Here is a 19416-nt window from a genome sequence, read left to right on the forward strand (position 1 = left end):
ACATATCTGAATCCTCCCTTATTAAAAGTTTAAACAGGCTCATTCACATAACCTAAAAAATGAAAAAATGAAAAACAATAAGCAGGGATATTTTCTGCAGAGATCAGCTGTATTTCTATTGATCTTCTTATTTTGTACTCTTGCAGAAGCGCAGCAGCAGCTCGTAGAGTTAAGCGGAACGATAAAAAATACCGATACCCGGAAAGGGATCAGTACCGTAAAGGTGCAGGTTGAACACACTGAGGATACTTCATTAACAGATCAACAGGGTAATTTTAAAATACGTACAAGGGTAAAAGTACCTTTCAGGCTGATCATCAGCAAAGAAGGTTTTCTCACCCAAACGGTGGAAATATTATCCCTATCCAATAAAATTGCGGTGGAACTTAATCCGCAGAATGCCATCATTGATGAAGTGGTCATCTCTGCATCAAGAGTTCCGGAAAAAGTTTTAAAATCACCAATAGCTATTGAAAAGATTGATATCCGGGCGATCAGGGAAAGCCCTGCTGCATCTTTTTATGAAACCCTTGAAAATGTAAAAGGGTTACAACTATTAACGTCCAGCCTTACTTTAAAAATTCCTAACTCAAGGGGATTTAATTCTCCCAATAATTTCCGGTTTATGCAGCTGGTAGATGGGGTAGATGTACAATCTGCCACATTGGGTGTTCCTTTAGGAAATGCAATCGGACCTACAGAGCTGGATATACAGTCTATGGAGGTTACACCTGGTGCAGCTTCTGCGCTCTACGGAATGAATGCCATCAACGGACTGGCAAGCCTTCAGACAAAAGATCCTTTTACCTCCGAAGGGCTCAGCGTTTATTTCCGGGGCGGCGTGAATCATGTAGACAACGTTAATCATAAAATAAGTTCTCTGGGGGAGAGTGCAATACGGTTTGCAAAAGTTTTAAATAAAAATCTGGCGGTAAAAGTTAATGCCTCTTATTTCAGCGGAGTCGATTGGATCTCGAATAATCAAACCGATCAGAACGCCAATCCATTGATTACGGCCAATCCCAATTTTTCATTAGCTAATAACCCTGCAGAGGATCTCTGGAACAAATACGGAGATGAAAGAAACAACCGGGTTGCCGTAAAAGTAGATTATAACGGCAAACCTACCACATTCAATGTATCGAGAACAGGGTATCTTGAAAAAGACCTTGTAAGTCCTGAAGTAAAGAACATTAAATTTGATGCGGGATTATATTACCGTTTTGGAGACCAGTGGAAGACTTCATATGTATACCGGTACGGATTGCTGGACGGAACCTTCCAGAGGGGAAATAAAATCCGCCTCCAAAATGCGACGGTGCAGAATCACAAAGTTGAACTGACTGGTAAAGAGCTTACATTCAGAGCGTATGTCTCTATAGAAAATACAGGAGATTCCTATAATCTGAAACCATTAGCGGATAATCTTGATCTTACGAATCTTTCTAACAGCAACTGGAGAAATGCATTTCAGACGGCTTTGCAGAACAGTATTAATGCCGGTGTAAGCCTTAATGAAGCTTTTATTCTTGCCAGAAGGGAAGCCGATAAAAACAGAGTAGTCCCGGGAACCCCGGCTTTTGAACAATTAAAAAATACAATTATTGGGATTAATAACTGGGATTCGGCCAATGGAGGAGTGGCAGGAGCACCTGCAACCGGAGGAGCAAAACTGGAGCAAAAATCGCGTTTTTATCAAGGGGAGCTAACCTATGATTTCAGCAGATTTGTAAAAATATTCAATCTCCTTGCGGGTATCGATTACCGTCTTTACAGCATTACTCCCGATGGAAACAATTTTGTAGATTTTAATAGGCCGGTTAAAGAAAGAAACATCCCTTTAACCGACGGAACATTTGGTAAGGATGTTATCTATCAGAAATATGGGATTTTCGCCCAGGTTACCAAGCTTTTCTTTGACGATAAATTAAAACTTAATGCCGCCTTAAGGGTGGACAGAAATCCTGAATTTGAAGCTAAAGTGAATCCGAGGATAAGTATTGTCTATTCTCCTGTAAACCAGCACAACTTCAGAGCATCATTTCAGAATGGATATCGTTTTCCTTCATTATTTGAAGCATTGTCTTTCGTCAACAACGGAAATGTAAGAAGGGTCGGAGGACTTTCAAAGGTCAACGAAGGATTAGGATATCTCGAAAATTCTTACACGCTAGCATCAATTGATCGATTCACTTCTGCTGTGAATGCAGATGTAGACGGAGGGAAAACCCTTAACCAGGCGGCCCTGGACAATAAGAATCTTTTAGCCGTTGCCAATCTTCAAAAGTTACAACCTGAAAAGATCAATTCATTTGAGGTAGGATACAAATCGGTTTTCTTTAATAGTAAACTGGTTCTGGACTGGGATTTTTATTATAATATCTACGAAGGTTTTCTGGGACAGGTAGAAGTGGCCGTACCTAAAAACGGTCAGGTGGGAAGCAATAATGCAGTGCTGGATATGACCGACCGAAGCAAGCAGGATCGTTATCGGGTATATACCAACAGCAACAGTACTTATAAAAGTTACGGGACCTCTCTGGGAATCAGATATAATATTATTAAAAACTACAATATCAATGCTAACGTTTCTTACAATGATCTGGCTTCGAACAATGCATCCGACCTGTTCATTACTTCATTCAACACCCCAAAATGGATGGTAAATGTAAGTATAGGAAACAGGGAGATCATTAAAAATATCGGATTTACAGTCGTAGCAAGATGGCAGAATCAGTTTTTATGGGAAAGTCCTTTGGCCTCGGGGAATATTCCGGCATATTACACCATAGATGCACAGGCAACATGGAAGCTTCCTGAGATCCATGCCAATGTAAAGGTTGGAGCTACCAACCTTTTTAACAGGCGTTATTTTCAATATGCAGCCGGGCCTGAAATAGGCGGATTGTATTATCTGGCTTTTACCTATGATTTAAAACTATAATTAAATGAGCAATTCCTTATATCCCATATTTTTAAAGCTGGAGCAGCTGTCACTCCTTATTATCGGTGGTGGCAGGGTTGCCCTTGAAAAGCTGGAATCGGTACTGGGTAATTCCCCTGAGACTTCAATTAAATTGGTAGCCAAGGAAATTATTCCGGAAGTAAAAGCTTTACAAGCCCGGTTCCCTAATATCCAGATACATGAAAGACCCTATAATGAGAATGATTTTAATAATGCAGATCTTGCGATTATTGCCGTAAATGACCTTGAGCTCGCAGGTCAGATCAGGGAAAAGGCACGGAATCATGATTTATTGGTGAATATTGCGGATAAACCGGATTTGTGCGATTTTTATCTAGGATCCATTGTCAGGAAAGGAAGTCTGAAAATTGCTATTTCAACCAACGGAAAATCGCCAACCATTGCCAAAAGATTAAGGGAAACATTTACCGAAATCATTCCTGATGAAATGGATATGGTACTGGACAATATGCAGGATATTCGTAACCAGCTAAAGGGAGATTTTAATTATAAAGTAAAAGAACTGAACCGGGTAACGACAGAATATCTTGCTGATGGAAAAAAAAGCTTTTCGAATTCAGATCTGGAAATCGAAAAGCTGATCCACATTACCAAAATAGCCCAGAGAAGAGCAAACATATATCTCGCTGTCATCGGAGTTTTACTTCTTTTAGGCGTATTAGGAATTATTATTTATCAGTTTAACCTTTCGGATGACATTCAGGTGTTCCTTAATAAGGACGGCCATATTTTTTACTGGATGCTTCTTACCGGTTTTCTGGCAGAAATTGTAGCAGGATCAATGGGTATGGGGTACGGAGTAATATGCACCACTATACTTTTGTTGCTCAATGTTCCGCCACCCGTAGTAAGCGCAAGCATTCATTCTGCAGAATCATTTACTACTGCAGCCGGAAGTTTCAGCCACTATAAACTGGGAAATGTCAATAAAAAACTGGTTTGGGTTCTGTTTCCGCTGGCCATTGCCGGCTCTGTGATCGGTGCATTAACCTTATCCCATTACGGCGAATATTATGCGCATATCGTAAAGCCTATTATCGCTTGTTATACTTTGTATTTGGGACTGAATATTCTTAAGAATGCTTTCAAGGAAAAAACAAAAGATCATATAAAAACAAAAAAAAGAACCAACCTTAGGCTTCTTGGATTGGTTGGGGGCTTTATAGATTCATTCGCCGGAGGCGGTTGGGGGCCGTTGGTTACAGGAACCCTGATCAAAGAAGGAAGAATTCCGCGTTATGTTGTAGGAAGCTCTACTGTTGCTAAGTTTCTTCTAACCCTTACCAGTGCTGTTACTTTTATTTTTACCATTGGTATCCATCATTGGAATATCGTGCTTGGACTTTTACTGGGTGGTGTTTTCACTGCTCCTTTTTCAGCAATGCTTACTTCCAGGCTTCCTACAAAGAAAATGTTTGTGGTTGTAGGAATAGTGGTTATTGCAATGAGCCTTACCACAATTATCAAATCGATAATCTAGCAACCAGGATTTTACCTATACAGAAAAAGCTCCCTCACGGGAGCTTTTTTGCTAACAATATAGATGTAATGATTACTTCCTATAAAAATCATTCCGTCCACAGATGTCCGGCAGCATACGTTTTTGCTTTTCCGGCAATGATCACCCGATCACCCTGATCCTCACAATATAACTTTCCTAATCTTTCGGAAAGCTGCATTGCAAAAAGATCTTTTTTCCCCAATCTGTCAGACCAAAAAGGAATTAATGAGCAATGAGCCGAGCCTGTTACCGGATCTTCAAGAATACTTGCCTGCGAAGTAAAATATCTTGAAACAAAATCGCTGTGGTCACCTTTTGCAGTTACAATCACGCCACCCGGGTCCAGATTGATCTTATCAAAGATTTGCCTGTCGATTTTGATGTTTCTGATATCATCTTCATTATCATATACCAGAACATAATCCCTGGATTTAAATACCTCTTTAGGCTGTATATTCAATGATTTTGAAATCAAATCCGGTAAAGAGGACGGGGAAGGCATTCTCGAAGGAAAATCAAGATAATATAGCCCATCCCTGTAGGTAACTTTTAAATTACCGCTTTTTGTTTCAAAGATAATTTCATTCCTGTTATAGTTTAAAACTGAAATCAGACAATGGGCCGTTGCCAGTGTTGCATGTCCGCATAAATCCATTTCAATTTCAGGGGTAAACCAGCGAAGATGTATTCTTGAACCGAGGTCTATAAAAAATGCTGTTTCGGCAACCGCGTTTTCCATAGCTATCTTAAGAAGAGTTTCATCCGGAAGCCATTCTTTTAATGGTACAACACATGCCGGATTACCTCTGAAAAGCTCATCTGTAAATGCATCTATCTGATATAATTCTAATTTCATAATTACGGATATAAACTTGTTTCCTGCAAAATTAAAAATTTCTTTTCATCTTGGTATTCCAACAGGGGCAATATCTTTCAGATGGACCTTTAGGTATATTTATGCATTTATTTTTTTCGAAGTATCAATCCCAAATCCCACACATCCCCGGAATAAGAACAGGGTAAGAAAAAGGAAATAAAGGGTTTGAGGCAGATAAAGAAAATAACTCAGCCAGGTAAACGCATCCATTTCATAAACTCCGGTTTCCGGCTTAATCGGAATAAGCTCTTTAGGAATTGAATTCAGATCATGTGTCAATAAGGCTACCAGAATTATGATCATCAGAACAACAGAACTTATTCTCGTCCAGAAACCCAACATTAAAAATAAGCCAAATACACACTCGCAAAAAGCTGTAAAATGAGCAGTGAACGCCGGAAAGGGAAAGCCTATACTGCTGATGGTATTGAACATATATCCCTGGAAAATAGGGTGGAATAATTTATTAAACCCTGCGATAAAAAAGAACAGCCCTATCAGGATTCTACAGATAATATAAATGGTATTGCTGTTTTTTTCAAAGTTTGATATGGTTGTTTTCATTATATTTTTTAATTCATTTTAATTAAACATTATTGAAGGCACAGAAATCCCGGCCTTGCATTTTATTGAAATCCAGATCACAGATTATGAAGGAATAAAGCAATGTGCATATATTCCGGCATATAGATCCTGGATAGTATTATTGTAAGCAATAATAAGGTTCTGTCATTGTTGGATAAGACCAAAGACAATCAGAAATTAAGCTGTTATTTTTGGGGGAATCCAAATCGAATAAAAAAAAGAAGAGTAGGATGGATCATCATATAAAAAGAACCGGTTTTTTACATCCTTTTCAAATCTACCGAATGTAAAAGATGAAAATGGTGCAGTAAACAATGATGAGAAACCTGAACAATAATTGCCATTACATTTAACAGGCGTTGTATTGTTTTCTTTGAGAATAACTTTATCACATTCTTTATGGGAAGTTTCCTTAATGTGAAAAAAGACAGTGGTCGGAGCTGTAAAAGAATTTGTACCAGACTGAATGATCAACAAATGGGTAAGCATCAAAAATATACTCAATACCTTTATATAATGCCATAAACCGATTTGTTTCACCATAAGCACTTCCTTACACCAGACAAAGGTAATAAAATATTTACGGGTGAAATTCCTTACATCCATTCACTACTGATGTGATATTTATCAATTATTATAACTGTTTTTTATTTAATAGTTTTGCACAAATAAAAATCACACCAAAAATATTAGGCACCATGAAAAGATGCATCCTGTCGATACTATGTTTTTTATCAAGCTATATTCTTTCGGCACAAAATGCCGACAATTCCCTTCAGGGATATTACAAAGCAAGCAGTGACGATACACTTTACAGCAGTTTTAACTTCGATGGAAACGGGAAAGTTGCGATAGGTGATATGGATTATGGAGATTATTTTACAAGAAATGACAGTTTAATTATTTATCCTGATAAAAGCATTTTCATCTTTAAAATTAAAAAAGGAAAACTGCTCGGGATTTCCAATTGGGTTGAAAAAGGCGTCTGGGTTCAGAAAAAAGACAGCTCCGAAGTCAATAACAGAAAGAGTCCTCTGGAGGCTCAAAACAAAGCCCGGCTTTTAGCAGAATACTATGATAAGACAAAAAGTCCTTCAGGTTCAGATCTGGATTTTGAAGCCCTGTTTTCAGGAAAAACCGATGAAGTGAATGAAGAACTTTGTAATAAAGGATTAGCAAAGGCCTGCATGAATCTTTTTGGGCTCAAAATGATGAAGTATACTCCCGGGCTTTTGACCAAACCGGAGAAAATCGCCTCAAAAAAAATACAACCTCATCCTGAATTAATTGCCCTGTCAAAGAAAATAATAAGCATGGGAGAGCCTGAAGGGTATACGGTTCTGGGAAGCTATTATTATACATTAGGATTAAAAGAAAAAGCTTTTAAAACCTGGGATGAAGGAGAAAAGAACGGAAGCTTAAAATCCGGAACCACCAAAGCCCTTATTGAATTTCAGGAAGAACTGGAAAAAGAGGCCGCAAAAGAATAATCAGTTAAAAGTCTGCCGGAATTCAAGTGGAGAAAGCGAAGTCCTGTTCTTAAACAAACGGTGAAAAGATTGCGAATGCTCAAAACCAAGATGATAGGCAATTTCCGAAACCGACATTGAAGTCGTAGACAGCAATTCTTTAGCTTTTGCAATCAGCCGGTTCTGGATATGCTGCTGTGTTGTTTGTCCCGTATGGACACGCAACATATCGCTGAGATAATTAGGACTGATGTGCAATTCGTTCGCTATAAATTGTACGGACGGAATTCCATTGATGATGAGGCTGTTATTTTTAAACTGCTCATCAAGCAGTGTTTCCAATTGCGTTAAGAGATCATTATTTACTTTCTTTCTGGTTAAAAACTGACGGTTATAAAAACGGTCACAGTATTTCAAAAGCAGGTCAATATTGGAGATCAGTAAATCCTGGGTAAAAACATCCATATTATTTTCCGTTTCCCGCCGTATATTGGCGATAATTTCCGTAACGGAATTTTCTTCTTTTTCGGAAAGGTGTAAAGCTTCATTGGCAGAATAGGAAAAATAACCGTAATCCTTTATGGAAGAAGCAATAGGATAGCCCTGCAAAAAATCCGGGTGAATCACCAATACACTTCCTTTAACGTCAGAAAGCAGAATATCTTCAAACTGCACCACCTGATGGGGAGCAATAAAGTACATGATTCCATCTTCAAAATCATAATATTGCTGACCGTATTTGAATCTTCCCGCACAATCACTTTTAATCGCAATAACGTAAAATTCCGTTGTAATAGCACTCAGAATGGTATCCGGAGACACAGACACTTCATTAAAATCAAAAACACTGATCAATGGATTCGTAGGTTTTTTAAGCTTCAGATAATGATGCATTGCTGTAATAGAAGATACTTTTTCAGGAGTTTTCATCGTTTGTTGTTTTATAAGTTACCGTGTATTTTACTGCTCTTTTTTTATCTGTTCTATGCCTTTTCGATATGGGGTTACCTCAAAATCCGGGAATCTGTTTCTGAATTTTGAATCATCAAAAAGGTTATCATATTCATATCTGGGAAGAAGTTCCTGCAGTTCTTTTGCTTTCTCATTAAACAGGGCCCCAATCCTGAAAGCAAATTTAGGAATTGTAAAATATCTGAATTCCTGTCCATAAATTTCCGAAGCCAAAGCAATGAATTCTTTATAAGTCAGCCGATGATCATCAACAGGTAAGTGCCAGGTTTGACCATAGGCATTGGGTGTATTACCAATCAAAGCGGTAGCTTTGCTCGCATCGGGTGTCCAGATTAAGCTTCTTAACTTATCATCTCTTAAAGGAACCTTTAGTTTTTTTCCCTCTTTAATAGCATCGAAAATAAAAGCGTTGGTAATGCTCTGTGTTTTTCCGGGGCCATAGAATTCCGGAGCTCTGCAGATGACAATATCCATAGTTCCTGCTGCCATTTCTTTTAAAAGCATTTCTGCCATTTTCTTCCTTACTCTTCCTTTTCTACCCACAGGAGCAAACGGTGTTTCTTCCGTAAGAACGTTACCATTTTGAGGATACATGTAGGTATTATCAAAAAATACCAGCCTGGTTCCGTTTACTTTACAAGCCTCAATTATATTTTTTGTAATAAGGAGAAACTGTTTTTCCCAAAGATCCGAGTCCATCGGAAGCCCTAGTGTGAAATAAGCAATTTCACTTCCTTTCACCGCCTCAACCGCATTTTCTTTAACAGAGAGGTCCGCTGAAAAGACGGTATCCGTGTCATTTACTTTTTTTGCATTTCTGCTTACAATTCTGATATCGGAAGTAAAATTCCGCTTTAGCTCCCTTGCCAGTTCTTCGCCAATCTGGCCATTAGCACCTAATATTGTTTGCATAATTATGAGTATTTATTTCTGACTTATATTCCTATGCAAAATTCGGGCATAATCTGAATGAAATTGTATCCCGATCACCTGAATTTGTAACATAATCTCTGTTCTTGCCCTACACATATTTCAATCACAGGTGTTGATCATTCTAACGTAATGACAAATCCCAATTCCATTCCTAACCTTATTTATTCTAAGAAAAAATACCGGAAATTCCTGTACTAATCCGCATTCTTGAACGTTGTGAAGGAGGTGTATTTATGCTAAACTTGTATATTTGCCCAACAATCAAATTCATTCGAGACAAAGAGAATATTAATGATGCCAAATGATGCTTCCCATAAGCTTATCCCAATGACCGATTTTGTCATTGAGTATTATTCAAACGAAGGATACGCCGATCTTCAGACATTAAATCTGATGAAAAATTATGCTAACTTTCTGAGGCATCCCTTAACGCTTGCCCTGTTTGTTCCTGTAGATCCAAATGGGAATGTCTTGAAGGAACCTAAAAACTATTCTTCCTGGAAATCGCTTAAGCACAATGAAGTTCTTTCCGATGATACTCCTGCTGTAAGCGGATTTGAAGAATACAATGTGTATAAGAAAGCCGAACAAAACTGCTTTTTTGAAGGCTTTAAAGTGGCCTACAATGGGTATTCGGTCGTACGCATTACAGCATCCTATGATGAATCGATAGAATTATCTTTCAATAAAAATGATTTAAAATTTCAAACATTTACGGATATTGAATCTCTTACCGTTTTTGATGAGATCTATCTGAGCCCTACGGCATTAAAAATGATTGGCATCAAAAGGAAATAATAGGGCAGAGGTCACTGTTGGCAAATATCAGGAAACGGTTACTCCAAAAAGATGTCCTATCAGTGCCGTAATCCCCATCGCAGCAGTTCCCCAGAAACAAATCCTTATCACAGCAATTCCGATTTTTGAGCCTCCTGTTTTTGCAGAAACAGCTCCCAAAGTCATCAGAAAAATAATGGAAAATCCATATTGAAAATAAACCATCTGATCAATAGGAGCTAAAAGAGATACAAGAAAGGGAAGCATGGCGCCCACAGCAAATGATGCCAACGAAGCAATGGCAGCCTGCAATGGCCTGGCCTGGCTGATCTCATTAATTCCTAATTCATCCCGGGCATGGGCTTCCAGGGCATTGTGCTCACTTAATTCAACGGCAACTTGCATTGCTGTTTCCTTACTCACACCTCTTTCTTCGTATATTTTGGCAAGTTCTTTAAGTTCCATTTCCGGCATTTCTTCCAACTCCCTTTTCTCACGCAGAAGATCAGCTTTCTCGGTATCCTCCTGTGAACTCACCGATACGTATTCACCTGCAGCCATGGACAAGGCACCGGCGATCATCCCGGCTAATGCAGCCAGAATGATCGTGTTACGCTGTGATTCTGCAGCGGCAACTCCTATAACAATGCTTGTTGTAGATAATAAACCGTCATTGGCTCCCAAAACGGCTGCCCGCAGCCAACCAACCCTGTTTACATAATGTTTTTCCTGTTGATGATGCATACACGAATGAATAAATAGTTATTCTCATCTTAAATATAAGGAAATAATACCGTATTCTACTTTTGTAAAAATAAAAAGACAATGCTAAACGCCATTTCAACAATTTCTCATTTCGAAAAAAATATTTATAATCTCTAATCAACAGTACATGCACCTCCTGGGGTCAAACATTTGTTTAGAAATTTGTTGTTTTACAGGAGCGAGCTGTAACAATAATACAACATTAAAATAACGCAACGCTACAACCAGGATCTATAAATAAATATTCATTCCGGAAAAAAAGCCCCCTAATATCCGTTAAAATGCATTCAGAAAGGGTGTTTTTACAAAAACGATATCCATACTAAACACCCGATATATTAATCGAATATTAAATTATAAGAATATTTAATTATTTTTTTCAAAAAAAATTTGTCATATTATAATTTTTCATATCTTAGTGATGTATTAATCATAAAAAATTATATCATGAAAAATTTAAAAAAATTAGACAGAGAGCAATTGAAAACTATTTCAGGAGATGGATTCCTTGATCCAATCTTAGGATTAGTAGGTGGTGTATTAGGAGGTGTTGGAACTATCGTTGGCGGTACTATCGGTGCTGTTGGTGGTGCAGTTGGAGGAACTGTTGTTCAAGTGATCAAAAATCTTGAAAACGGACTTTGCCAGGTGCAGTGCGGAATCAACAACGTAGTACACATTACTGTTGTTAGCTGTGGAGCAAACACTTGCAACTAATAAAAAATTAAAGACTAATAACCGCTCCGAAAAGGGCGGTTTTTTTATGCTCAGAAATAAGCAATACAAATCTTGGTCACATTAATCAGCGGGTATAGAACCGGAGATTTACGGACAAACTTTTATTTTAAAAATGGATAGGTAAAAAACAGAATATGAATGATATTCAATAAAAAATGACTCAATATATTCACCAGTATATTGTTTGATCTCTGGTAAATTAAACCATACATAATCCCGGCTATTGCAGCATACAGAACATACAATATTCCACCCGCCCAATGCAACGCTCCAAAGCTTAATCCGGCAATAACAACAGCAATTATCTGACTGTTTTTAATATTCAGCAAAGACAAATGCCTTTGAAAGAAACCTCTGAACAAAACCTCTTCGGCCATGACGACAAACAATACATTATTCAAAGCCCATACAAAGAAATACTGATGAAATTTAATATCAATTCTTACAAAACTAAATAATAGTGTGAGTCCCATCAGCAAAAGAATGGTCATCAAAATCAGAGACCAGCTTTTCTTCAAAGCGGACCTGAAACCAGCTCCAGGCGGTACTACAAATAACAACAGGGTAAGTCCTGCCAACGTTTTATCTATATTAAAGTACATTGTGAAAGGGACACCGTCTTTTGAAACCTGTATTTTGTCGAAAATGAGCACATTATTAAACCCCGGCAACAGATGCTGAAAAATAATAATCGAAACAGCCAGAATTACCAGTGCCAAAGTATGATATAAAAACCTGCTGTATTTCAGGTTCTTTTCCAGAACAGTATACAGATAGACCAAAGCTGCAAACAACGTTATAATTAAAAATCCTGTAACAGATATAAGCTGAGTGAAGATGCTCATCATCAAAACAGAAAATAATACTCCTGTTTTAATGAATTCTTTTCTTTCCATATGGTTGATGATACTTTAATTAAACTAATAACTGCTTGGTTTCTGAAAGTAAAAATAATAATAAAAAAGCCAATTAAGAATTTTCTGTTGGAACTGAATAAAAAAGCTCCTGCAAAATGCAGGAGCAATACCTATTGAGAGCAGTTTTTTTTGATTTATTTATTTTTTAACCAGTTTCAAACTTCCGGCTTTACCGGTACTGGATCTCCATTGAACAATATAAGTACCGCTCAAATGATTTTGAATATCAATAGGAAGCTTTTGTAAACCGGCTTCTAAATCCTTAGAATAAGCATTTATTGTTTTACCATTAATATCTGCTATGTTTATTGAAACTGTTTCCTTACCTGCAGCCGTATAATACAATTCGCTAAGTCCCATGCTTGGATTTGGAGCTATTAGTGGTGTATTTTGAGGGTTTGCTGTTTTTGAAACCGGTATACCACCTCCCGGAATGCATATATTACATTCAAAACGGGTAATTCTCATGAGATATTTATTGGTAGCAATACAGGTAATCGCAACACCGTATCCGAATTGACCGGTATAGTAGGTCACAGGAGGAATTATAGTCTCATCTCCAACATGGGTTCCAAGCTCATAATATCCGCTTTGTAAGGATGGAGTACTAAAAGTTACATTAACATAGGTGACAGGGGCCGGGCTCCCGGGAAGAAGATAGATCACAGGAAAATTATAATCCTTTGAGGAAACAACATCTGGAAGAAAAGTATTTGTTCTTATATTAGAGCCAATTTTTATATCCAGAGTAACATTTGTATGGGCGTGCCCTGGTACGGTTTCACCTATAAAATTGTCATCCCTGGTAAAAGTAATGTTATAGGTATCTCTTACAGGAGCAATTATCTGCGCAATTATCTGACTTTGAAAGAAAGACATAAAGGATAAAAATAGAATTAGTTTTTTCATGCAATTAAATTTAGGTTAGTAAAATATTTTTAATAAAATTGAGATTAAAATAGGGTACAGCCAACAAACAACTAGCAACTGAGCAAACTGGTCTAGTATCTGTCTTGTTTTCCCTAGTAATCGTCTATAACATACTATTAAAAGAAACTCCGATAATGCTCATATTAAAATGATACGACCCATCATCATATCATTCAGTCCGAGCTTTTCAACAAAGTATTTTGAGCTTTCCAGCAAAGTTAAACTCTGATTTCCCCCATAATTTTGTCCATGCAAATAATGATACAAGCATGGAAAAGAAAGAATCAACTGTTTTAGGACCAAGATTAATATTAAATGATTATAAGGGAGCTGATGTAGAAGGAGAGGCCTTTGTAACCGACCATATCTTCAGCTATATCCTGCAGGGAAAACATGAGGTATGGCTTGGCAACAAAAAATATTCGTTTCAACAGGGAGATTTCAGATTCTTCAGAAGGAATCAGCTGGCTAAATACGTTAAAAATACCGGTGCTGATGGCTTTAAATCAATTGCTATCCATATTGACCAAACCACTTTAAAGGAAATGAGTCATCAATATGGGTGGATAGCAGATGAAATGAATTTGTCCGGAGAAGTGCTTTTGATCAGTCCCGACAATCTTCTCAAAGGATTTACAGAATCTCTGATTCCCTATCTGCAGGAGCCTGAAATTGATCATCATATTCTAATGTTAAAAACCCGGGAGCTGATCATGTTACTGATCAAAAACAATCCACAGTTTAAGAATATCCTTTTTGATTTCAGAGAGCCGGGTAAAATTAATCTCGAGGCATTTATGAATAGCCATTACAGATATAATATCAGTATTGAACGTTTTGCCTTTCTTACAGGGAGAAGTCTGGCCGGATTCAAAAGAGATTTCGAGAAGCTTTTTCTGACGAGCCCCCGCAGGTGGCTCGTCAGAAAAAGACTGGAAGATGCTCAATATCAAATAGAGGAAAAAGGAAACAGGCCTTCTGATATATACCTGGATCTGGGATTCGAAGATCTTTCTCATTTTTCATATGCTTATAAAAAAGCGTTTGGCTACGCTCCCAATAAAAAATAATATCAATAAAAACCAATACAATAATAATGGATATACAATTAAAAGGAAAAAGAGCATTAATTACAGGTTCAAGCTCCGGCCTCGGCGAAGCTATTGCAAAAATGCTAGCAAATGAAGGTGCTATGGTAATTATCCATGGCCGTGATAAAAGCCGTGCCGAGAACGTTGCAAAAGCAATAATCGATAAAGGAGGGTCTGCAAAAATTGCTATAGGGGATCTTTCAACTGATGAAGGAGCAGATCAGGTAGCCGCCGAAGCACTCCAGTCTGGAAAGATAGATATCCTGATTAATAATGCAGGTGCAACTTCCCATAAGTCCTGGGGTGAAGCGACAGCCGATGACTGGCTGGATATTTACAATACAAATGTAGTTTCATATGTACGGATGATTCAACGTATTGTGCCACAGATGAAAAATCTGGGTTGGGGAAGGGTAGTCCATATCGGAGGAGGCCTTGGCATACAACCGATTAAAGAGCAGCCTCATTACAATGCAACCCTGGCCGCCCGTCATAATATGTCTGTTTCGCTTGCCAGAACACTAAAAGATACGGGCATCACATCAAATGTGGTGTCGCCGGGTGCCATTATCAATCCAATGGTGGAAGACTGGCTCAAAAATGCAGCCCCGAAATTTAATTGGGGAACAGATATGGAGGAGATCAAGTACAAAGCTGTCCAGGAACTTATTCCGAATGACACAGGAAGGTTTGGTGAACCCGAAGAGATTGCAGGAGCTGTAGTATACCTTTGCAGTCATTTTGCCGACTACATCAGTGGTTCTGTTCTTCGGGTAGACGGCGGTACAATACGTTGCCTGTAAATAATAAAATCCGGCAGACCCAAGTGATCTGCAGGATCAGTAGAATTCATTTGATGCATAATATATCAGTTCTTTTAGACATTTACAGAAAATTATTGAAATAAAAAGGAGATCCAGAGGTCTCCTTTTCTTTATATTTAAAAGCTAATTACCAGCTAGTTCCATTTAAAAAAAAGCCTAATAAACCCCGGATAGGCCTTAGATCAAAAAGGTTTTTTACTTAAAATATTTTTATAAGAGAAAATGAATATTTTTAAATAAATTAGAGCTTTCCACGATACAAGATTTAATCATTCAATCATGAGCCTGAATTTTAAAAACAATACGCTGAAAAAAATACTAATTCCGCTTTTAATAATAGCTTTTTTATTTTTAATTGGTGCCCTTTATCAAAAGAAGGTGCGGTATAATTTAGTCACCATTTCAGAAAACAAGGTGTACAATTCAGGAGTTATTCCTCCTGACAAATTACCGGAGGTATTAAAGAGTCACAATATAAAAACGGTTATTGACCTACGGGATGGCCTGCAGCAAACGGAACTCAACCCGGAAACAAAGAAACAGGTAAATGCGGAAGAAAATGCCGTAGATAAGCTTTCAGGTATTCATTATTTCAATTTGCCCACCGATCAGATTCCCCAGGACAGCACGGTAAAAAAGTTTTTATCTATTATGGATAACCCTAAAAATTATCCTGTTTTGATCCATTGTCATCATGGTGTTGGGCGTTCCCGTTTATTCAGCTCACTGTACAGAATTGAATATGAAAATTTCACTAACGAAGAGGCCAGAGCAAATGCCCGTTTCCTTTGGGAGTTCGGTAGTAATTTCTCTAAAAATTCGGACAAAGGAACTTATCTGTTGAATTACAAGAAAAGAACATCAGGCAAAAAACAGGATTCTTTATAAGAGATAAAATAATATATCCAACAAACTGAATAAAAATTAAATATAATGAAGTACTACCATGTAGATGTTTTCTCAAAAAAGAAATTTTCTGGAAACGGATTGACCATTTTTGAGATTAATGAGGAATTTGATAAAAAGAGCATGCATATTCTAACGCAGGAAATGAAGCAATTTGAAAGTATCTTTTATTATAAAATCAATCCGAACACTTTCAGAGCATACATATTTACAGTTGAAGAAGAGCTGGATTTTGCAGGACACCCCATAATCGGCTTGTCTGCAATGCTTCACGATCTTTATTCCCCGGAAAAGGAGAGAAACAGCTGGACTATTGAGCTTAATGAAAAGCCGGTTGTTGTGGAAACAACAAAAAAACCAAACTATTATTCAGCAAGAATGAATCAGGGAATTCCGGAATTTAAAACGGTATTAAGGAAAGAACAAGAAACTGAATTTTTAAGCTATTTAAATCTGAGCATGGAGGACAAATTCGAAGAATTTCCATTTCAGGTGGTTTCTACAGGTTTACCTTACTTAATAGTTCCTGTAAAAGCCAGTGCATTAGGCAAATCAAAAATTATAATTCCTGATTTAGAAGTTAAGCTTAATGAAATTGGTGCCAAATTCATATTTGTTCTGGATGTTGCCGGAAAGCAGGGGAGAACCTGGGATAATCAGGGTTGGGTAGAAGATGTTGCCACAGGAAGCTCAGCTGGTCCTGTAGGTGCCTACTTAGTTGAGAATAAAATTGCAGAAATAAATAACGAAATCATTATTGAGCAGGGGCATTTTTTGGGAAGACCAAGCCAGATTAAAGTTATGGTCACCGGTGAAAATGAACAAATGGATCATGTTTTTGTAGAAGGGGATGTTTGTAAAATCGCACAAGGAGAAGTATTCATCTAACTAAGAGCAAATGTGCTCCTGATATATATTTAAATACTATACAAAAACCAGGCTTACAATAAGCCTGGTTTTTGTATAGTATTTATAACTAACCGTTATGTGATCATTTACGGCATCCCGTAGGTTATGATAGATTAGATTGATTATCTTTGGTTAGTACATAAACAGAAAAGACTACTAAATATTTGAGATAGAACAAAGTAGGGATATTGATAAGTTTAGAATGGTAACATCAGATTTTTAGGATTTTTATTTGAAAAATGCACAATATTTCTGAAATTTAATATTTAAAATCTCAAAACGAATATTAAATAAAACAACTATAATAAATAACAATTATGAAAAAAACAATTACTTTTTTTACTATTATTTTCTCAATAGCTAATATTCAAGCTCAAGAAGATATTGATTTATTGACTTACGAAAACACTCAGGACATTAATTTTTTCAACACTATTAAAAATGGTGCTCAGGTTAAAGAATATATAACGACGAATAAAAATAGTGTGAAAGTTGGTGATACATTAATATTAGGATATCCTACATCTCAAGAACTGAATACAAGAACTTATTCAGGAAGTTATGGAGGTAGAGCAAGAGGAGGTATTTCACAATCAACAAGTACTTCAAAAAAAACTTATGAATTTATACAAATGGGCAGACCAGCTGGATTTGGAAGTATTATGTCTGCTATGGGTGGTGATGCACAGAATATGGCAGACAACAGTTTAAAGAACACTACAGTTATTGTCAGAGAGATAAAAGCATACCATAGAGGTAGTAAAAACAAGCCTTTGTATGTAGTTATGGTTTTGGGAGAAATAAATGGTCGAGCTTTCGGAATAAATAAATATTTAAGTGTAATGGATACAGAATTAGGAATTGAATCTGGTGAAATTCTTTTAAAAAACAGAAAGATGACTAGAGATGAAGCGATAGCAAAATTAAAGGAAGCAAAAGATCTAGTAGAAATTGATATGATGAGCAAAGAAGAGTTTGACAAATTAAAAACAGAACTCGCACCGATTATCAACAATAAATAAAATTAAACCATACACAACTTTGTATAGTTAAAACAATCAGTCTTTAGTAAGAATTAAAACAAATCGGCTCTGCCAACTTACAGATAAATTTGACAAGGCATTTGACAACACTTCGTTATAGGGAATTATATGAAAGACATAATATATAAATTAAACAAAGAAATAGAAATTGAAAAAATAATAGCCCTATTATTTGATTCTGATTATTTGCCAATTGAAGATATGAATGATAAAATCCGTTTACAAAAAATGTTCACTAATGCAAATCTGATAGTTTCTGCTTGGGATAATACAAAACTTGTTGGAATTGCTCGTTCTTTGTGCGACTTTAGTTATTGTTGCTATCTTTCAGATCTTTGCGTTGACTTACAATATCGAAATCTGAATATTGGAAAAAAATTAATTGAACTCACAAAAGAAAGTGCAGGCAATGAATGCAAACTAATTTTACATTCAAATGCAAATGCATTTAAATTTTATGAAAAAATTGGAATGAAAAATATTTCTGAAGCATTTATAATTCAAAGAAATTATTAAGTATGCTTATTATAAAAAGATACATAAATTTATACTAGCATATACAATTTAACATAATATAAATTATAGGACTTTTTAAATTCATTCCGAATAGGGGTAATTATCCTTCATACGCTGATCTTTCTGTCATCTTTTCAAATACCCGATTCTCAGCCATTACAAATCTTGTCATATGGCAATGCAGATTCTTTATAAACCGTATACCTTTATCCTAACCAAAAAATAAAATCATTATGAAACCTAAAATGATCTGGTCAAATCTGGCCGTAGCCAATCTTGAACGTACCCACAAATTTTATACAGACTTAGGATTTAAACCTAATGGTCCGCACACCTCTGATCAGCTGGTAAGCTTTTTCTTTGGTGACAATGATTTTGTGATCCATTTTTTCCTGAAAAATATCCTGGAGTCCAATCTTAAGCCGTTAGAATTCTGCGACACCCAGAAAGTCCATGAGATTGTTTTTACGCTATCTGCAGAAAGCAAAGATCAGGCAGATGCCTGGGCTAAAGAAGTTGAAAAAGCCGGTGGCACCATTGTTTCGGCGCCTCAAAGTTTCGGAGATCATTACTATGGATTTGTTTTTTCCGATCCTGACGGCCATACCTTTAATGTATTCCATATGTAGTATTCCTGGATTTAATTCTTATATTTGCTGCAATACAATCCAATATGA

19 protein-coding genes are annotated in these 19416 nt (G+C 36.8%); 12 read left to right on the top strand and 7 right to left on the bottom strand.

Going from position 1 to position 19416, the window contains the following annotated elements; genetic code table 11:
• The first annotated feature begins 67 nt into the window (after nt 1-67).
• Nucleotides 68-2944 (top strand): TonB-dependent receptor, encoded by a 2877-nt coding sequence (locus tag AC0INN_RS06800; protein ID WP_273648112.1) that lies wholly within the window; start codon nt 68-70, stop codon nt 2942-2944.
• A 4-nt stretch (nt 2945-2948) separates the two neighbouring features.
• Nucleotides 2949-4466: a TSUP family transporter gene (locus tag AC0INN_RS06805; protein ID WP_273648113.1), complete on the top strand. Its 1518-nt coding sequence runs from the start codon at nt 2949-2951 to the stop codon at nt 4464-4466.
• Nucleotides 4467-4554: 88 nt separating this feature from the next.
• On the opposite strand, the gene AC0INN_RS06810 is transcribed toward AC0INN_RS06805, so the two are convergent.
• Nucleotides 4555-5343 (bottom strand): PhzF family phenazine biosynthesis protein, encoded by a 789-nt coding sequence (locus AC0INN_RS06810; protein ID WP_273648114.1) that lies wholly within the window; start codon nt 5341-5343, stop codon nt 4555-4557.
• 99 nt (nt 5344-5442) lie between these two features.
• Nucleotides 5443-5928 carry a DoxX family protein gene (locus tag AC0INN_RS06815; protein ID WP_273648115.1) on the bottom strand — a complete coding sequence of 162 codons (486 nt, stop codon included), beginning with the start codon at nt 5926-5928 and terminating at the stop codon, nt 5443-5445.
• A gap of 719 nt (nt 5929-6647) precedes the next feature.
• Between AC0INN_RS06815 and AC0INN_RS06820 the strand changes: the two genes are divergently transcribed.
• A complete protein-coding gene (locus tag AC0INN_RS06820; protein WP_273648116.1) occupies nt 6648-7439 on the top strand; it encodes a hypothetical protein in 792 nt (263 codons plus the stop codon).
• Here AC0INN_RS06820 and AC0INN_RS06825 read toward each other — a convergent pair whose 3' ends face one another.
• Together AC0INN_RS06825 and AC0INN_RS06830 are read right to left on the bottom strand one after the other, a co-directional pair.
• Nucleotides 7440-8348, bottom strand: coding sequence for a helix-turn-helix domain-containing protein (locus tag AC0INN_RS06825; protein ID WP_273648117.1), 909 nt, complete (start codon nt 8346-8348; stop codon nt 7440-7442).
• A 30-nt stretch (nt 8349-8378) separates the two neighbouring features.
• Nucleotides 8379-9302 carry an NAD-dependent epimerase/dehydratase family protein gene (locus AC0INN_RS06830; RefSeq protein WP_306612434.1) on the bottom strand — a complete coding sequence of 308 codons (924 nt, stop codon included), beginning with the start codon at nt 9300-9302 and terminating at the stop codon, nt 8379-8381.
• Between the two features lie 312 nt (nt 9303-9614).
• Here AC0INN_RS06830 and AC0INN_RS06835 point away from each other — a divergent pair, with 312 nt between their 5' ends.
• Nucleotides 9615-10121 carry a hypothetical protein gene (locus AC0INN_RS06835; protein WP_273648119.1) on the top strand — a complete coding sequence of 169 codons (507 nt, stop codon included), beginning with the start codon at nt 9615-9617 and terminating at the stop codon, nt 10119-10121.
• A 27-nt stretch (nt 10122-10148) separates the two neighbouring features.
• Here AC0INN_RS06835 and AC0INN_RS06840 read toward each other — a convergent pair whose 3' ends face one another.
• A complete protein-coding gene (locus tag AC0INN_RS06840) occupies nt 10149-10844 on the bottom strand; it encodes a VIT1/CCC1 transporter family protein (RefSeq protein ID WP_273648120.1) in 696 nt (231 codons plus the stop codon).
• Between the two features lie 468 nt (nt 10845-11312).
• On the opposite strand from AC0INN_RS06840, the gene AC0INN_RS06845 reads away from it, so the two are divergent.
• Nucleotides 11313-11582 carry a bacteriocin-like protein gene (locus AC0INN_RS06845; protein ID WP_273648121.1) on the top strand — a complete coding sequence of 90 codons (270 nt, stop codon included), beginning with the start codon at nt 11313-11315 and terminating at the stop codon, nt 11580-11582.
• A 122-nt stretch (nt 11583-11704) separates the two neighbouring features.
• Here AC0INN_RS06845 and AC0INN_RS06850 read toward each other — a convergent pair whose 3' ends face one another.
• On the bottom strand, nt 11705-12499 hold the full coding sequence (locus AC0INN_RS06850; RefSeq protein ID WP_273648122.1) for a CPBP family intramembrane glutamic endopeptidase: 795 nt from the start codon (nt 12497-12499) through the stop codon (nt 11705-11707).
• A gap of 159 nt (nt 12500-12658) precedes the next feature.
• Nucleotides 12659-13429, bottom strand: coding sequence for a T9SS type A sorting domain-containing protein (locus AC0INN_RS06855; protein ID WP_273648123.1), 771 nt, complete (start codon nt 13427-13429; stop codon nt 12659-12661).
• Between the two features lie 290 nt (nt 13430-13719).
• Between AC0INN_RS06855 and AC0INN_RS06860 the strand changes: the two genes are divergently transcribed.
• The 7 genes from AC0INN_RS06860 (at nt 13720) to AC0INN_RS06890 (ending at nt 19368) form a co-directional block, all read left to right on the top strand.
• Nucleotides 13720-14520, top strand: coding sequence for a helix-turn-helix domain-containing protein (locus AC0INN_RS06860; protein WP_273648124.1), 801 nt, complete (start codon nt 13720-13722; stop codon nt 14518-14520).
• A gap of 26 nt (nt 14521-14546) precedes the next feature.
• A complete protein-coding gene (locus AC0INN_RS06865) occupies nt 14547-15344 on the top strand; it encodes an SDR family NAD(P)-dependent oxidoreductase (RefSeq protein ID WP_273648125.1) in 798 nt (265 codons plus the stop codon).
• A gap of 300 nt (nt 15345-15644) precedes the next feature.
• Nucleotides 15645-16253, top strand: coding sequence for a dual specificity protein phosphatase family protein (locus tag AC0INN_RS06870; RefSeq protein ID WP_273648126.1), 609 nt, complete (start codon nt 15645-15647; stop codon nt 16251-16253).
• A gap of 45 nt (nt 16254-16298) precedes the next feature.
• Nucleotides 16299-17159: a PhzF family phenazine biosynthesis protein gene (locus AC0INN_RS06875; RefSeq protein WP_306612442.1), complete on the top strand. Its 861-nt coding sequence runs from the start codon at nt 16299-16301 to the stop codon at nt 17157-17159.
• A 338-nt stretch (nt 17160-17497) separates the two neighbouring features.
• Nucleotides 17498-18202: a hypothetical protein gene (locus tag AC0INN_RS06880; protein WP_306612444.1), complete on the top strand. Its 705-nt coding sequence runs from the start codon at nt 17498-17500 to the stop codon at nt 18200-18202.
• Nucleotides 18203-18331: 129 nt separating this feature from the next.
• Complete coding sequence (locus tag AC0INN_RS06885) at nt 18332-18739, top strand: GNAT family N-acetyltransferase (RefSeq protein ID WP_273648128.1); 408 nt, start codon at nt 18332-18334, stop codon at nt 18737-18739.
• Between the two features lie 233 nt (nt 18740-18972).
• Nucleotides 18973-19368, top strand: a complete 396-nt coding sequence (locus AC0INN_RS06890) for a VOC family protein (protein WP_273648129.1) — start codon at nt 18973-18975, stop codon at nt 19366-19368.
• Nucleotides 19369-19416 lie beyond the last annotated feature (48 nt).

This window comes from Chryseobacterium subflavum, assembly GCF_055762745.1.